The organism is Plantactinospora endophytica (genome assembly GCF_016862915.1).
GTDB lineage: Bacteria > Actinomycetota > Actinomycetes > Mycobacteriales > Micromonosporaceae > Plantactinospora > Plantactinospora endophytica.
Genome location: NZ_BONW01000013.1, coordinates 83,469 through 99,765, shown reverse-complemented (window position 1 = coordinate 99,765; position 16,297 = coordinate 83,469). Strand labels below are relative to the sequence as shown.

Here is a 16,297-nt window from a genome sequence, read left to right as displayed (position 1 = left end):
GGCTATTTCACCGGTACCGAAGTTCATGGCTCGTCGGCTGCCGGTCGGAGGATGCCGAGCGGAGCCAGCGGCGGTGAGTGGCTGTGGCGATGCCGTGCACCAGGCGGGCGAGGCCGGCTGCGCCTTCCTGGTCGTCAGCCCGGCGGACAGTGGTGACGATCGGGTGGGCCTCGTCGAGTTCGACGCCGGCACGCAGCAGCACGAAGTGCATGACCAGGCCGCCCAGGCGAGCGTTGCCGTCGTCGTACGGGTGGAAGAACGCGACGTCGAGATACGCGCGGGCCGCGCGGGCCGCCACCGGGACCGTCAGGTCGGCGGCTTCCGACAGGCACGACTCGTACCGCTGCTGGGTGTCGGCGTGTAGCCCGTACCGATCCCGGCCGTTCTTGGCGAATGCCGGACCCTGGCGGAAACTGACGGACGGGATGCCACGCAGCATCGCGTTCCAGCGGGCCGTCATGTCCGGGGTGGGGCTGACGCCGTTGGCTGCCGTACACCGGACCTCGTCGTACGCGGCCAGCAGCAGGCTCTGCCGTCGTTGGTCGTCGCCGACCGTGGCATGAGCGGCGAACCCGTCCCGGAGAGCGCGGATCGGGGTTCGCAGGTGCGGGACGACGTCGCGCCACGGTACCTGCTCGCGGACCCGCTGCCAGGTCGTGAGCTGGTCAGGCACCGCCACCTGCCCGGCCAGGCGCTCGGCCACCGATGCGACGAGTTTCCGGTCCGGCTCCGACCAGCTGGCGAACCGGCCGCCGATGGCGTGTTCGAGCAGCTTCTCGTGCTCGTCGGGGGCGATGCCGGCCGCGTCGAGGAACCAGCCGAGGACGGTGGTGCAGCAGCGGTACCAGGCGGACTCGTACTGGGTGCGGTCGCCGACGGCGGTCACCAGGTGAGCGACCGCGCGTTCCCAGCCGTCCAGGTCCTCGCCGGTCAGCGGGAGGAATCGGTAGAACCGTTCGGCGGTGTCCTGCAACCAGTCGCGCCACTCGATCAGTGCGGCGGCGACGACGACGGCGGTCTCGTCCGGGGTCGTGACCGAGTGTGGGAAGCAGCACCAGTTGCCGACCGGCCCGCCATCGAGGTCGCCCTCGCCGACCGACCAGCGCCAGCCGACGGCCCACAGCCCGTACCGTTGTGTGAGACCGATCGATACGCTGTCCAGCCACAGGTCCCGTAGACGCCAGTCCGTGTCCTGCGCCGGCAGATTTTCGGCCGTGACCAGGCCGGCCGCCACGGCCGCCACTGTCGCCGGATCGAAGTCCCGCTCTCGCGGGTCGACGTCGGCCCAGTTGAGGCTTGCCGGGTGGGGAACACTTCGGGTGAAGTGTGCGGGGTTGAAGCGGCTGATACCGGGTGCCTTCACCGCCCGCCAGGCCGCCGGGTCGCCGGTGCTGTCGGTCGTGACCGGCGCTGCTGCGGCGAACCGGCCGCGGGCGTCGGTGGCGAGTTCGACAGTCAGTTCGTGCCAGGCCACCAGAGCCTGGGCGAGGCGGTCCAAGGTCTCGGCCGGCGTCGTGATCGTCAGTTCCACGTCCCACCAGATCGGGATGACGCCACGGCCCGGGTAGTCCTCCATCACCACCGTGTGCTGCCAGCCCACCGCCCAGGTGCCGAGGCGTTCGACCAGCGCCGCCGTCATCCGGTCCCGCCAGAAGTCGGCGAGCCGCCAATCGGTCTCGGCCGGCGGGACCTCGGCGGCCGGGGGCAGTGACCGGACCAGCTTGGCCACACCGGCCGGATCGAACTCGGGGCGGGTGGCGGGGTCGACGTCACGCCAGGTAAGCAGTCGGAACTCGGGCAGTTGGACACGATCAACGGTCAACGCAATCAGCCTTCCGTTGGGCAGCCGGCCAGGCTACCCGGCTGAAAGCCACCGGCCTGGACGAGGATAGGCACGATAAGTCAGCTCGCGACGACGGTCACCCGAATTAGATCCGCTGCACGGATTCAGCCGCGATCCGCGCTTACTCCGCCGTCCTTCGGTGACCAAACGTAGTTGGCTCAGGCAGCCGTCCTGGTGCCGACGGCGGTCCTCGACGCACCCGGCGTCGATCCGTCAGCTTGTAAATCTTCGTAACTCATCGTGTACCTGGCTCTGCGCTCCAAGCCGTACGCCGACATGGGTGCGGTGTCGCCGCCCTGCGCATGCAGGTCCTAGGTGGAGTCGCGGCACCGTCAGCCCTCGACGTAAGGCGGTGTTCTCCGGTCGGAGGTCCGGGTCCGAGGCCGGCCGCCCGACCGGCGGTTCTGTCGATGCCCGACCGTTTCCTCGTCCCGTTTTTTGTCGGTGTGCCGGCCGGTGATTTTCAAGATCACTGACGGATGTCGGACGCGTGAAGGACAGATGATTTCGCTACGGAGAATCATCCTCGCGGATGTCTTCCGCCGTTCCACCCCAGGTGGTATGGAGCCAGGAAGGAACATTATGATCAAGAAATGGGCCAGGAGCGCGGTCGCCACGCTCGCCATGTTGGCCACCGCCGGAGTGGTGGTCGTGGCGGCACCGTCGCCGGCCGTGGCGGCGCCGAGTTGTAGCGGCTCCAACTGCACCAACCGGAACCCGGACACCAACGGCTGTGCGCCCGACGGTCGCACGGTGGCCGAGGCATGGTACTCGATGAACTCGGTCCGCCTCGAACTGCGTAGGAGCACCGCCTGCAATGCCCTCTGGGCACGGATGACGCAGACGGTCACCGGGACCCAGTTCCGGATCCAGTCGCTGCGGATCGAGCGGCAGGAGAACTTCAACGACGGCGACGGGTACCAGCCCACCCATACCTTCTACAAGCCGTTCTCCGGGGAGTATCACCAGCAGATTCAGGTCTGGACCAACATGGTGAGCGGGCACAGTTCGCGCGATCGCGCCCGGGCCTGTTGGCAGAACTTCCCGGGCGAGGTCTACAACTGCACGGGCTGGGCTGGCTGACGCCGGCCGACCGGGGCGGTCGCGCAGCTCCGGCGCGCGGCCGTCCCTGGCGAGGCGCCGCGTCGGTACCGGTTCGGCGGGCCGGTCCGCGGCCGGACGACCACTCCGGCGATCCGCACCATCGGCGTGCCGGGGCAGAACGGAAAGCCCGATCCCATGCGGCAGAAGGAGACCATCCATGCCATGGCACCCCCGCCGGCGAGCCGTCCGAACGGTGGCCGCGACGATTGCGACGTTGCTCTGTGCGAGCCTGGCCGGCGTGCCCGGTCCAGCCGCGGCCGGACCGCCGCCAACCGACGACCGGGCGTCCAGCCCGGCGCCGCCCGCCGACCCGACCACGGTGTCGCCCGCCGATCGCGACCAGGTCATCGGTGCCGGCTGGCGGACCTCCCAGGATCTGCTCTGGACCACGGTCGGCGACAGTCGGGGCTTCCACCTGCTGGTCGCCGAGGCGAGCACCGGCTTCACCTGGCGTACGGCGGCGACGCTCGTCGAGCCCTCGATCTCCAGTGACCAGTGGGTCGGCAACGTCTGCCTCACCGGCTCCGGTGACCGGGCCGTGGTGGCCTATCAGCCCCGGCACTTCACCAACCGCGAGCACCTGTTCAACCGGGGCGCCTTCGCCGCGATCGTGGACCTCGGCACCGGTCAGGTGACCAAGCTCGACACCAACGTGAGCATCGCGTACCACAATCCCGGCTGCGGAGCCGACGAACGAGCCGCGCTGGTCACCGGTGGCGCCACTGATCTCGGTATGACCCGGGTGCAGGTGGTGGACACCGTCACGCGGTCGATCACCATGGAACGCCAGCTGTCCGGGCAGGTCACCTCGGCCGTACCCTTCGGCAAAGGCTTCGCCGCGATCCGCGCCTCCGACATCCTGGCGGTGAGCGGCACCGACCCGGAGCAGGTGGTGGCCAGCACCAGAGGCCTCAGCGCCCACCTACGCCCGGTCGGCGCCAACGGGATGGCCTTCCTGGAGCGGGTGGACGACCACACCGCCCTGGTACGGCACGTCACCGACGGAGTCGTGCGGGACATCGCCCGCGGACCGGCCACCGACCTCGGCCTCGCACCAGGACTCGGCGGCCAGGTCTTCGTCACCGGATCCCCGACCCCGGTGGCCGCCATGCCGGCCGGGATGCGCGCGATCAAGGTCCCCGCCACGTCGACCCTGTCGACCACCGGCGCCGCCGCGGTGCTGCGCACCGACCGGTCCGGTACCGCGAGTGGTGCCGAGCCCGCCGCAGTCTCCATCGTGGCCACCACCCCGACCACCGGCAAGGCGACGACCTTCCAGGTGACCCCCGGCCTGCGGCCGGCGAACGAACTGGGCAGCGGCAGGCGGCCGGCACCGCAGTTGTCGGCGTCGGCCGTCGGAATCGCCTCGGCCACCTCGCCGTTCGAAGAGGACAGGTACTGCTCCGTGCCGCGAAACACCCTCGACAACCAGGTGGAGCAGCCGCACTGGAAGCAGGTGGAGTGGGCGGCGAACATGGCTGTTCAGGACGCCCTGACCTTCACCCGGCCGGCCGGGTGGCGCGGCTCCGGTCTACCCGCCTGGACACCGCGTTCGGTCGCTCCGCCCAAGGCACTCGCCGGTGGCGGCACGGTGCCGGCGCAAATCATGCTCGCCATCCTGGCCCAGGAGTCCAACCTGTGGCAGGCGTCCTGGCACGCGCTCGAGGGAGTCGTCGGCAACCCGCTGGTCGGGGCCTACTACGGCACCCGGGAAGGCTGGTTCATCGACTGGGCGGAGGCGGACTGCGGCTACGGGGTCGCGCAGGTCACCGACGGCATGCGGCTCGCCGGGCGGGGCAAGCCCGGCGAGGTGATCCGGCCGTACACCCAGCAGCGGCAGATCGCGCTGGACTACGCCACGAACATCCAGGCCGGGTTGCAGATCTTGCAGGACAAGTGGAACCAGACCTACAACGCGGGCATCCGGATCCACAACGCCGACCCGTCGCGGATCGAGAACTGGTTCGCGGCGGTGTGGGCGTACAACAGCGGGCTGAACCCACAGGCGTCGACCGGAAACACCAGCGGGTGTACGCCGGGACCGTCCTGCACCGACCACCGGGGGGCGTGGGGGCTTGGCTGGGGCAACAACCCCGCCAACCCGGATTATCGGTTCGACCGGAATCCCTTCCTCAACGGCGAGAACGGAGAGGGCAGCCCGTCCGACGCGGCCCGGCCGCAAGACTGGCCGTATCCCGAAAAGATCATGGGTTGGGCGGCATACCCCATTGTGAAGACCGACTTCCGGTTGGACGGGTTCTACGAGCCCGCCTACCGCCAGGCGTGGTGGCTCAATGAGATAAACCGCAGCCAGGGCATCAAGCCGTGGCTCGACACGTTCTGCGGCACCTTGAACAATTGCAGCCTGGATAGGAACACCGGCGAAGGCTCGTGCGGCTACGCCGACTACCACTGCTGGTGGCACTGGCCGGCCTCCTGGCAGACTGCCTGCGAGCAGTCCTGTGGATACCGTGCCGACCTCATACCGGTCGGCACCGCGGAGCCCGCACGGGGAACGCACTATCCGCCGCAGTGTCGAATTGAAACCATGCCGGCGGACGCCTACATCATCGACGACCAGCCCGCCTCGTCACCGGTCGTCCGATCCGACCTGTGCCCGACCAAGACCCGCAACGACGGGACCTTCACCCTCCAGTTCAGCGGCGCCGCCAACGGCACCTTCCCGGCCAAGCGCGACTTCCACCAGATAGGCAGCGGACTCAACGGTCACTACTGGTTCGGCCACGAATACAGCCCCGAGACCGAGGCCGCCAGCAGGGTGAAGGTCACCGGGACCTGGCAACTCGGCCGCAGCCTCAACCAGTGGGCCAAGGTGTACGTGCACATGCCGAACCGGGGCGGCCGGACGCAACAGGCGCACTACAAAATCGACAGGGGAGCCGGTGCCACGGGCGGGCCCCGCTACAAGTGGCGGGTCCTCGGCCAGAAGTACGAGCCGTACAACCGATGGGTCTCGTTGGGTACCTTCCAGTTCAACGGCACGCCGAGGATCGAACTCAGCAACATCACCCGCACGGCGATCGACAGGTCGGGGGTGGACTCGGTGATGTGGGACGCGGTGGCGATCGTCCCGTTGTCGGCGAAACCCCGCAACTTCGTGGTCGGGCTCGGCGACTCGTACTCCTCGGGGGAGGGTGTCATCGACAACGCCGCCCGCGACTACTCGCCGGAGTCCAATCACGACGGCGATGGGGTGACGGCCTACCGCAACGGATGCCACCGGTCGCGGTACTCCTGGCTGCACCAGGCGTCGCTGGCTGACGACCAGCGGTCCATCGGCACCCGGTCCGACCAGCTCGACCCGCAGATGGACCTCCAGTTCCCGGCCTGCTCGGGCGCCCAGGCGGAGCACATGTTCCCCTCCGGCCACAGTCCGATCACGAATCTGACGGTCAACGATCCGGCGACGGGACAGCCGTTCAAGACCGAATGGGGCGAGCCCGCCACCGGGACCATGCGGGAGGTGACCCAGATGGATCGGGGGTTCCTCGACGAGAACACCACCCTGGTGACCCTGACCGTCGGTGGAAACGACATCGGCTGGCACGGCGCTCTGAAAGAGTGTCTGGCCAACGTCCTCATGGACTGCATGAACGCGGAGGTCGACGACGAGCGGATCGCTGACTTCATCCCGATCAACATCACCCGTTACCTGCCGAACACCGTGACCGCGGTGCTCCGTGCCATCAAACTGTTGGCCCCCAATGCCAAGGTGGTGCTGCTCGGCTATCCGGAACTCATCTCCAACCAGGCCGACTGCCTCCGGATTCCCGGTATCCCCTTCCAGATCTCGACGGCGGAAGACGAGTGGATCCGGCAGATGGTGCACCTGCTCGACTCGACGCTGAACGACATCGTCACCAACGCCCGGAGCAGTCTGGGGCTGAACGTCCGGTACGGCAGCTCCATCGGCGAGTTCCTCGGAAGCGGAATCTGCGGTGCCAGCCCGGGGATCCACTCGGTGCTTCTCGGCAACACCGACGGGGAGAAACCCAATCTGTTCTCCTCGCACAGCTTCCACCCGAACATGCGCGGCGGGCAGCTCTATCGCAACGTTCTGAACCGGGAGTTGCGAGCCCTGGGCATCTAGGCTCGTTCCTCTCTCACGTCGGTCACGCCGCGCGAGTGGGCGGCAACGCGGGCCCTGGGCGCGCATCGTGACCGACCTGCGGCGGGGTTTCCGGCTAGGTCCTCCCTCCCCCCGGGGGACCGACACCGGAGACCCCGTCGCCGTACCGAGGTTTGGGGGCATCGACCGGAGCGGGCCCGGTGGCCAACTTCCCGGACGAGGGCAACAGGCGCCTTACGCCGGCTCGTCGGCGGAGTGACGACCGGTGTCCGGTGCCCCCGCTCGACGGCATCTGCCCTCGGCCCGACGTAGCGCGGTTCGTAGCCGGCGTCCGTCGCGGTCGATTGGTGGCACTAGCCTGGCGCGGCATGGGATTGGACTACGTGCCGGCGCGTCCGCGTCCGGACGCGGACCTCGACGAGGTGCGGAGACTGGCCGGGATACACAGCCGCCATGTCCGGTCGGGTGCGGCGCGTTCGGGCGGTTGGGCACCGATCGAGCAGTACACCATGCCCGAGTGCCTTGTGGACGAGACGCGAGAGTCCGCCACCCACCCGTCCACGGCTGTCGACCGGCTGCGACCCCAACTGGAGATCGTCCCCGACACGAATGGGAACTGGCCCTGCTTCCGGGTCAACGTCATCGCCTACAACCCACTCCTCCCGGTCTCCTGGCGGAAGGCCGCGCTGACCACGATGCTGCCCGACGAGGCCACCGAGTCGGTCGACCGGTGGCGACGCTGGTACGCCCACGTCACCGCCGGCCGAATGTCGCACCACCTCGGCCACCTGCTCGCCTGGCAGGCGTACCAGGAGTTGCTCGGCATACAGGCCGAACTCGTCCGACATGCGACCGCGACCGTGAGCCGGACGAACGCCTGGGCCCAACGGGACGCCCTACACCAAGCCCGCCAACGCATCTTCAACCTGCCCGAGGTACCGCCGCTCAACGCGCCAGCACCGCCACCAGCTGTGCCAGATGACGTACCGGATGCCGGCCGAGACGAGGCAATACGAGCGCTCGCCACGCACATCGACCGAGTTGGCGAGGCCGTCCGGGACTTCAACCGGGCGATGCCCCGAGGTGGGGTAGGCCGCCGCCCCGAGCCGTTCGACCCTGCTCATCGACCCGTACGGGACGAGTGGCTGGAGCAGTTCTTCGACTGGATCGAGCCCTTCCTACGGACAGGACACGGCTTGTACCTGTGGGATTGAGAGCCCCTCGACCGTTGCGGGAGAGAGCCGCTCGGCACGCTCAACTCGGCGAGATCGGACGGTGCGCGCCAACCTACGTTGCCACGCTCTGTGACCGGTGCGCCGCCGGCCGCCGCGCATGCTCTGCGACAGTTGAGGATGCCTGGCCGGCCGTTCGACAGGACTTCGCGGGTTCATGGTTGGTAGCGGGCAGCCGCGTCGGGGGTGCGGAAGCGTTCCGCATGTTCGGCCACCCACTGCTCGAAGGTACGCGCCGGGCGACCAGTCACCTGCGCGACGGTGTCCACCACGCTGGTGGACTCCTCGCTGGGAGCGGCGTACCAGCCCACGACATACTCGGCGTCCGCCCGGGACACACCGGTGGCCGTCAGCCGGTCGACGGCCTGTTCATGGGTGATCGGGACGAAGGTGACATCACGGCCGATGGCCCGGGACAGGACGGCGATCCGCTCGCGCGGGGTCAGCGATTCCGGCCCGGTCAGGTTGTACGCACGCCCCGCGTGGCCGTCCTCGAGCAACGCCACCGCCGCGACTGCGCCGATGTCGGCCTCGTGGACCAGCGCGCTGGCAAAGTCGTACGGTTCCCGCACGACGCCTTCGCTCCGGACCGAGTCGATCCAGGCAAGCGTGTTGGACATGAACTCCTGCGGTTCCAGACGGGTCCACTGGACGCCCGAGTCCGCCACCGCCTGCTCGGCCGGCCCCACCCAGCCGCCCCACACCACGGTGATCCGCCGCACGCCCGCGTCGACCGCCCGCCGTACCAGCTCGGGCCCGGCCTCGGCGAGCCCTGTCGTCACCGTGACGTGCAGCCGATGGACGCCGTCGAACGCGGCGTCCAAAGTCCCCGGCGCCGTGTGCGTACCGGCCACCAGCTCCACCTCGGCCGGGAGCCGTCCCGCGGCCGCAGCGGGGTCGCGGGTTAGTGCCCTGACGCGCTCGCCCCGGCGGACCAGCTCCGCCACTACGTGCCGGCCGGTGTTTCCGGTGGCCCCCGTCACCAACGTCGTCACAGCGACTCCTTTCGTCACCGGCGACTCTAGAATCTCAAGCTCACTTGAGATCAAGGGCGAGACAGATTCCGGCCCTCGACCGAAGCCGGTCTTCCACCTGCCTCAGGGCGGGTCGGCCTGCTCCGAGCTCGAACAGCCCGACAAAGGTCACGGTCGACCGACGACGACACGGAAGGCTGTTCGCGAGGCGTGACGGCTTTGCCTGCGGGCGGCACGCACGGTCGGCGGCGGATGCGGAAATTGCGACCCGCGATCGCGTTGCTGAGCCAGGCGGACGAAGTCTCTCAGCCAGACGTCACCAGTCCCGCCACTCATCCGTGATTTCGTGGCGCGTCATTCGATGGCGTCCGGCGAAGGCGTCCAGGTCTATCCCGGCATCGTCCAACACACCCTCGATGTACTCGCAGAGTCGTTCCCGCTCGTCGGTTTCATACGCTGCTCCGTTGTACCGATCGTTGACCGCGTTAAGGGCCCTCACGGTCCGCTCGATCACCTCGAAGATCTCCGCGTCAGTTGCCGGCTCCCAGCGATGACTGACCAAGCTGGCGACGTCCGCCTCGAACCCCGTCAACACCTCGTCCGTCTGGGCCAGCATCTCTGCGGGGAAGAGTCTTGCCGCGCTCGCGTCATCCGGGTCGAGCGTGCCCGCCGCTGTCTCGGTGGCCTCAGCCGCCACGTGTTCCCGCCACCCTGCCGTCGGCCGCGCCATCACGACCGGAAGGGTACTGGTGGGACGAATCGCGTACCCACACTCCATCAAGCCGCATGCCGTAACCAGCCACTCTCCCGATCAAGGGCGCACAAGGACTTCCCACGGCGGGCAAGGACCTAGCCGTGCACCACCCTGACCCCGGAGGCCGTGCGGACAGTGACGGTCGTGCTGGCAGTCACGCACGATCGGCGGCAGATCCGGACGCCTGATCCTGGCGGGCCGTATGGCAGACAGGAAGGCACCGCCGATGACTCGGCTCCGTGGCGTTGCGGTTCTGGGCCATCAGCCGATCGGTTGGCCGAAGACGCCGATCGGCTATTTCCATGTGCGACGGACACCCCGCGACGCTTAGGAAGGAGGCATGACCAACGAGGTGACCGTTCCCCTGCTGCCGTGCGCGTCCATCGACGACATCGAAACCTTCTACGGAGTTCTCGGTTTCCGGACCACGTACAAGCAGCGCAAGCCCAACGCGTGTGTGGGAGTACAGCGGGAAGACCTGCACCTACAGTTCTTCGAGATCCCCGGGTTCGACCCGGAGCAGTCCTACGGCTCCTGTCTCGTAATCACCGCGGACATCGAGGGACTACACCGGGCGTTCGCAGCCGGCATGCGCGCTGCGTACGGCAAGGTACTGGTGTCCGGAACACCCCGGATGACCCGGCCCAGGGCACGGAAGAACGCCGACGGGGTGGGCGGGTTCAGCATCATCGACCCGGGCGGCAACTGGATCCGCGTCTTTCGGGACCCCACCACCGCACCCACCCCGGCCACCACGCCTGCCGGACGACTGGCCAAGGCCCTGTCGAATGCCGTCGTGCAGGCCGATTCCAGGGGGAACGTCGGACAGGCCGTCCGGATCCTCGACAGCGCGTTGGCCCGCCCGCAAGCCGACGACGACCCTGTCGAGCAGGTAGAGGTCCTGGTCTACCGCGCCGAACTCGCGATCGTGCTGGACGATCCAAAGACTGCGACCGAGATGCTGGCCCGCGCCCAGTCCGTCACGCTCACGGAAGGCGAATCCGAAAGGGCGACACCCGCGTTCGACAACGCCGCCGAACTCGCAGCAGCACTGCGGTGACTCACCACACGAACGCCCTCCCTCATCTCGCCAGTTCCGGGCGTCGACCCGAAACGGCAGGCTGTTTACGAAGTGTGACGGCGGAGGAGGCAGTGGCGTTGGCAGTGCGCAGCCTGCCCGCCGAACTCACTCCCGTGACATACGGCGCAGCTGGATCGTAGTTGCTCGTTCCGGGCATCCGCTCATCGGCAGTCCCGGGCCTCGACCGACACGAAAGGCGGTTCACAAAGCGTGACGGCTCTGAGTGCGGGCGGCGCGCACGGTCGGCGGTATGAGCGGATGGTGACCGCTGTTGGGTGGCCGGGCAGCCCTGCGCCCAGGATGGCTGATCTGATTCAATGCTGAGGAGCAGGGCGCAATGGCTCACCATTGAGCTCGGTTTGTCCGCCTAGGCTCCACCAGAGCGCGCCATCAATGGTCAGGTACGGATACCAGACGCCTGCCGCGCCACCGGTCTCGAGCACGTCGGCGACGGTTGTCAGGTATGCCTCCAGCGACGGCCAGGCGTCCGAGAAGTCCGCAGGGTTGCTGGTCGGCGCCCAGCCCACGCGGGCGAATCCGGACCCGGGTCGCAAGTCGATGACTTGAAGACCACAGTCGCCATCCCCGAAAGGAAGCCAACGTTCATGCCACCACGGCTCTGCCTCGGCACCGTGCCGAGCGAAGCCGTCGACATCGGGTGCGATCTCCATACGCACCTGGCGATGCTCGACGATGCCCGTTACGGAGAGCGGAGTCGCTTCAGGCAGGATGCTCGCCCACTCCGTGAGGCCGTCGTGCCGGCGCAGCGATTCAACCAGTTCCGCGGGAAACGGCAGGCCGAGCTCGGCTTCGGCAGCGGTGATCGATTCCGAGGCCGCCGGTCGCGCCAGCACATCGGTGCTCGCTGGCGCGTGCCGTCGCATCCAGCCCTCAATCCGAACCCATGCCTCCGTCACTGATGCCACTGACGAAGTATAGGTAGCCATCCGCCAAGCCGCCGATACGTCGGTTAGCGAACGCACGCACATCGGAATGCCGGACACCGCGTGCCAGCCATCCGCCACCACGCTCAGTGACTCGTGCGCAGCCAGCCGCCGCGCATGCTCCGCGGCAGTTGGGTGCGTCGTAGACTTCCGCCGGTGCCAACTCGCCTCCTCCGCCGTCGCTGGGATGAGTCACGAGGCGACGATCGTTTTACAGTCCCTACCAGAGGTGCCGTTGGCGAGGCAGACCCGAGCGAGGCGGTCGGCACCGATCGGGCCAGTGCGGTCAGGCCGGCTCCGGGCGCTTCTCAGGCCACCCGCGCAGGTGTTCTACGAGGTTGCCGCGGACGGCCTCCAGACAGGGTCGGTAAGCAGATCCGCGGTGACGCTCTGATCAGGACAACGGCGCGCCGGTCCGGGACGGACCGGCGCGCCGTTGTCAGGGGGTCAGGCCGAGGCGAACCGGAACCTCTGGTTGGTCGAGTTCTGGCAGTTCCACTGCACGAGGCGTGCGCCGTCGAGTAGTGAGTTGCCGTTGACGTCCAGGCAGAGGCCGCTCAACGCGGAGACGACGGTGTAGACGCCACCGGTGCCGGTAGTCTCGACCCGGAACCGCTGGCCCGCGCCGCTGTTGCAGGTGGATTGTTGGAGGAAGGCGCCGGGCGCGGTGGAGCCGCCGGTGACGTCGAGGCACTTGCCGCTGTGCACGGCTTTGAGCTGCATCGTTCCGCTGCCGGCGTCGACCGCCTGCCAGCGCTGGTTGTTCCCGCCAGTCGCTGCCCACTGCTGGACAACCGCGCCGTCGGCGGTTGACTGGGCGTTGACGTCGACGAGTTTGCCGCTGTGCTCGGCGGTCAGCGTCCAGGTGCGGCCGGCCACGCCGCCGGAGTCGGGCGTGCCGACCCCGGTTCCGCCGAACGTGATGGAGTCCACGTCGAAGGAGTTGTTGGTGCTGGCCTTGAAGACCAGGTAGAGAATGCGGCTGCCGGTGATGCCTGTGGTGTTCACCGTCGCCGTGGGCTGGTAGTTGTCCCAGCCGCCGGTGTTGGCTACCGGTGTGGTGGCCAGCAGGGTTCCGGTGGGAGAGTCGGCTCGCAGTTCGATCGAGCCGCCGCCGAAGGGTGAGGAGACGCGGTAGCTGACGTTTGTGATGCCTTGCAGCGCCATGGGTGTGAACGAGATCCAGTCGTTGTTGGAAATGTCGCCGATCCGTCCTCCGCTTTCCGCGCCGGCCTGGCTGACGACCCGGATCCCGGACTGGGCGGTGAAGTACTCGGCCTGCTTGTGCTTGGGTTGCAGGATCGCGTGACCGTAACCGGTGAGTGGTGCCGCTCCGCCGGCGCCGCCGTTGTCGGTGTATTTGGCGTTGAGGACGTAGTACAGGTTGGCGCCGTCGGGGTGTCCGCCGAGCAGGTCGGTGGAGATGGTGCCCGAGCAGCCGGGGTAGTCGGTGGTTTCGTGCTGGTGGTCGTCGTGGCCGAGGGCGGGGTTGACCAGGACCTTGGTGCAGTCGATTGGCGCTCCGCCGGGGTCGGTGACGGTGACGGTGTATGGGACCCGGTCGCCGAAGGTGAGCATGCCGCCGTTCACGGGGGTGGTGATGGTGACGACCGGTGCGGTGTTGCCGACGGTGATCTGGACGTTGGAGTAGCCGGCGCGGCCGGTGTTGTCGGTCACCTTGAGTTGGGCGGTGTAGTTGCCGTTGTTGGTGTAGACCTTCGACGGGTTCGCCGCCGTCGAGGTGGTTCCGTCGCCGAACGTCCATTGGTAGGTGATGGTGTCACCGGGGTCGGGGTCGGCGGATCCGGCGCTGGAGAACTGCACGGTCAGTGGTGCGTTGCCGTTGGTGGGCGTGCCGGTCGCTTTGGCGACCGGCGCTCGGCCGCCCTGGATGTAGTCGATCCGGTACAGGCCCGAGTCGTTGTTTCCGCCGCCGAAGTTCGACCCCCACTCAAGGAGGTATAGCGAGCCGTCGGGGCCGAATGTCATGTCCATCGGCTTGTTGAAGAGGGTGCTTGGCATGAAGGGGTTGGTCCGGGTCACCGTGGTGGCGCTGTCGAAGTGGACTTCCTTGACGTAGTTGCGTGACCACTCGTAGAAGAAGTGCGTGCCGTCGTAGTACGGCGGGAACTTGGTGGCCGAGGGGTTGTTCGCGTTGTACCGGTAGACCGGTCCACCCATCGGAGCGGAGCCGCCGCTGCCCAGTTCGGGGAAGGTCGGCGAGGCGCCGTAGCCGTACCACATGTTCGGCGCGACGATCGGGCGTAGGTTGGCCAGGCCGGTGTTGTTGGGCGAGTTGTTGACCGGTGCCGCGCAGTTGAACTTGGCACCGACCACCCCGGTGTCCGGGTTGAACGGCGCGTACGCCTGGTTGTCGCCGTGGCAGAACGGCCAGCCGTAGTTGCCGGCTGCTTTGATCACGTTGAGTTCGACGAGCCCTTCCGGCCCCCGGTTGGTGGCCGGGCCGCCGCGGTCCGGTCCGTAGTCCGCCAGGTACACCCAGCCGTTGGCGGGATCGATCGAGAACCGGAACGGGTTGCGGAAGCCCATCGCGTAGACCTCGGGTCGGGCCTGGGCGGTGCCCTGCGGATAGAGGTTGCCGCTCGGGATGGTGTAGCCGCCGCCGGCCGAGGGGCGGATCCGCAGCAGTTTGCCCCGTAGGTCGTTGGTGTTGCCGGCGCTGCGGGCCGCGTCGAGGTGGGATCGTCCGGTCCGCCAGTCGAGGGGCGCGTATCCCTGCCAGTTGCTGTCCAGATTGGGTGGTGTGTCGTCGCCGGTACCGATGTAGAGGTTGCCGTCCGGGCCGAAGGCGAGGTACCCGCCGGTGTGGCCGGGCTCGGGGTGGGTGCGGTCCCGGTAGGCGGGGATGTCGATCACCGTGGTCGGGTTGGCGGTGTTGAGGGTGTCTCCGGTGAGCGTGAACCGGGAGACCCGGTTGATGTCGGTGGTGCTGTTCAGCGGTGAGTGGTAGAGGTAGACGTAGCCGTTACTGGCGAAGTTGGGGTCCACCGCGACGCCGGTGAGGCCGTCCTCGCCGCCGGTGTAGACGCTGAGCGTGCCGGCGGTGACGGTGGTGTTCGTGATCGGCTTGAAGATCCTGACTTGTCCGGCCCGTTGGACGTAGAGCACCCGGCCGTCGGGCAGCACCGCCAGCGCCATCGGGTCGGCGGTGTTGTCGTCGAGGGTCCGCTTCTCGAAGTTGCCCCAGACGGTGCCGCCGCAGTCGCCGGGCTGGTTGCCCGCCGCCCACCTCACTCCGCCGAGGACGTGGTTACGGAAGCCGGGCTCGCTGTACGAGGCGGTCGCGTGGCCCATCGCCGTCGTCCACACCTTGCCGGTACCGATGGTTCGGCACCAGGAGATCGGGTGGTCGTTGCCCATGGCCGCGCCGCCCGGGTTGTAGGTGCGCTCGTCGGCGGTCACCAGCACGTGAACGTCACCGCGGGGGTTCCGGTCGAAGTTGTACCACTCCTCGCTGCGGACCCACCGGTCCGGTAGTCCGGCGGTCGACGGGTGTGCCCGGTCGGCGACGATCGCCGTGCCGGTGAGCACGCCCGGTGAGTGCTCCGGCATGTGGGCGCCGGCGTTGACCGTCTGGTCCCACCAGGGGTACTCGCCCTCGATACCCATGTCCGTCGCGTTGTGTACCGCGACGATGCCCTTGCCGCTGGCGAGGAAGCCCTCGACGGCCTGGCGTTGCGCCGCGGTGGTCCAGACCATGCCGGAGGTCTGGAACATGATCAGTACGTCGAAGGTGGCCAGGTTCGCCGGGGTGAACGCGGTGGCGTCCTCGGTGTGGACGAGTTCGAAGTTGTTCTCGGTGGCCTGCTGCTGGAACATCGCGATCCCGGCCGGGATGGAGTCGTGCCGGTATCCGACGGTCTTGGTGAACAGCAGCGCCCGGAACACCGGTGCCGCCTCGGCCGGTCTGACCAGGGTCAGGGAGAGAAGTACGCCCATGATCAGGGCTGACAACAGGACGGGACGTCGCACTGCCGTCTCCTTTCGGCGGGACAACGGGTTGACTGACCACGGGCGCGGGGCAGCCGTCCGATCCGTGCGCAGGATCGGACGTGAGGTTGGTGAGGTGGTGGTCCGGCAGCCGTTCGCCGCAACGGAATGCCGGGTTCCCCGTTCTCCACACCCGGCGTGACTCGGTGTCACGGCCGTGGGGTGCTTCGGAGCCCTGGTCTGGAGGCCAGATTGCGCCGCGCATGGACAGAAGTCAACATGTCGATCACCAGAGCGATGCCTGCCGGGCGGGAAACTGATGGA

General features: G+C 68.1%; 9 protein-coding genes. 4 read left to right on the top strand and 5 right to left on the bottom strand.

Annotated features, from left to right (window positions below; all coding sequences use genetic code 11):
* Nucleotides 1-7 precede the first annotated feature (7 nt).
* Entirely contained in the window at nt 8-1,822 is a 1,815-nt protein-coding gene (locus Pen02_RS13430) for a Fic family protein (RefSeq protein ID WP_203866333.1), read from the bottom strand.
* Between the two features lie 603 nt (nt 1,823-2,425).
* On the opposite strand from Pen02_RS13430, the gene Pen02_RS13425 reads away from it, so the two are divergent.
* The 3 genes from Pen02_RS13425 to Pen02_RS13415 all read left to right on the top strand — a co-directional run bounded on the left by Pen02_RS13425 (nt 2,426) and on the right by Pen02_RS13415 (nt 8,251).
* Entirely contained in the window at nt 2,426-2,926 is a 501-nt protein-coding gene (locus tag Pen02_RS13425; protein WP_203866332.1) for a DUF2690 domain-containing protein, read from the top strand.
* Nucleotides 2,927-3,185: 259 nt separating this feature from the next.
* Nucleotides 3,186-7,058, top strand: a complete 3,873-nt coding sequence (locus Pen02_RS13420; RefSeq protein ID WP_203866331.1) for a hypothetical protein — start codon at nt 3,186-3,188, stop codon at nt 7,056-7,058.
* A 347-nt stretch (nt 7,059-7,405) separates the two neighbouring features.
* Nucleotides 7,406-8,251 (top strand): hypothetical protein, encoded by an 846-nt coding sequence (locus Pen02_RS13415; RefSeq protein WP_203866330.1) that lies wholly within the window; start codon nt 7,406-7,408, stop codon nt 8,249-8,251.
* Nucleotides 8,252-8,424: 173 nt separating this feature from the next.
* On the opposite strand, the gene Pen02_RS13410 is transcribed toward Pen02_RS13415, so the two are convergent.
* A complete protein-coding gene (locus tag Pen02_RS13410; protein ID WP_275413578.1) occupies nt 8,425-9,252 on the bottom strand; it encodes an NmrA family NAD(P)-binding protein in 828 nt (275 codons plus the stop codon).
* A gap of 307 nt (nt 9,253-9,559) precedes the next feature.
* Entirely contained in the window at nt 9,560-9,976 is a 417-nt protein-coding gene (locus Pen02_RS13405; RefSeq protein WP_203866328.1) for a hypothetical protein, read from the bottom strand.
* A 361-nt stretch (nt 9,977-10,337) separates the two neighbouring features.
* Here Pen02_RS13405 and Pen02_RS13400 point away from each other — a divergent pair, with 361 nt between their 5' ends.
* The gene (locus Pen02_RS13400) at nt 10,338-11,057 is read left to right on the top strand and encodes a DUF8817 family protein (RefSeq protein ID WP_203866327.1); all 720 of its coding nucleotides are present in this window, start codon (nt 10,338-10,340) and stop codon (nt 11,055-11,057) included.
* A gap of 335 nt (nt 11,058-11,392) precedes the next feature.
* Here Pen02_RS13400 and Pen02_RS13395 read toward each other — a convergent pair whose 3' ends face one another.
* Together Pen02_RS13395 and Pen02_RS13390 are read right to left on the bottom strand one after the other, a co-directional pair.
* Nucleotides 11,393-12,004 (bottom strand): SMI1/KNR4 family protein, encoded by a 612-nt coding sequence (locus Pen02_RS13395; protein ID WP_203866326.1) that lies wholly within the window; start codon nt 12,002-12,004, stop codon nt 11,393-11,395.
* A gap of 465 nt (nt 12,005-12,469) precedes the next feature.
* Complete coding sequence (locus tag Pen02_RS13390) at nt 12,470-16,015, bottom strand: ThuA domain-containing protein (protein ID WP_203866325.1); 3,546 nt, start codon at nt 16,013-16,015, stop codon at nt 12,470-12,472.
* Between the last annotated feature and the right edge of the window lie 282 nt (nt 16,016-16,297).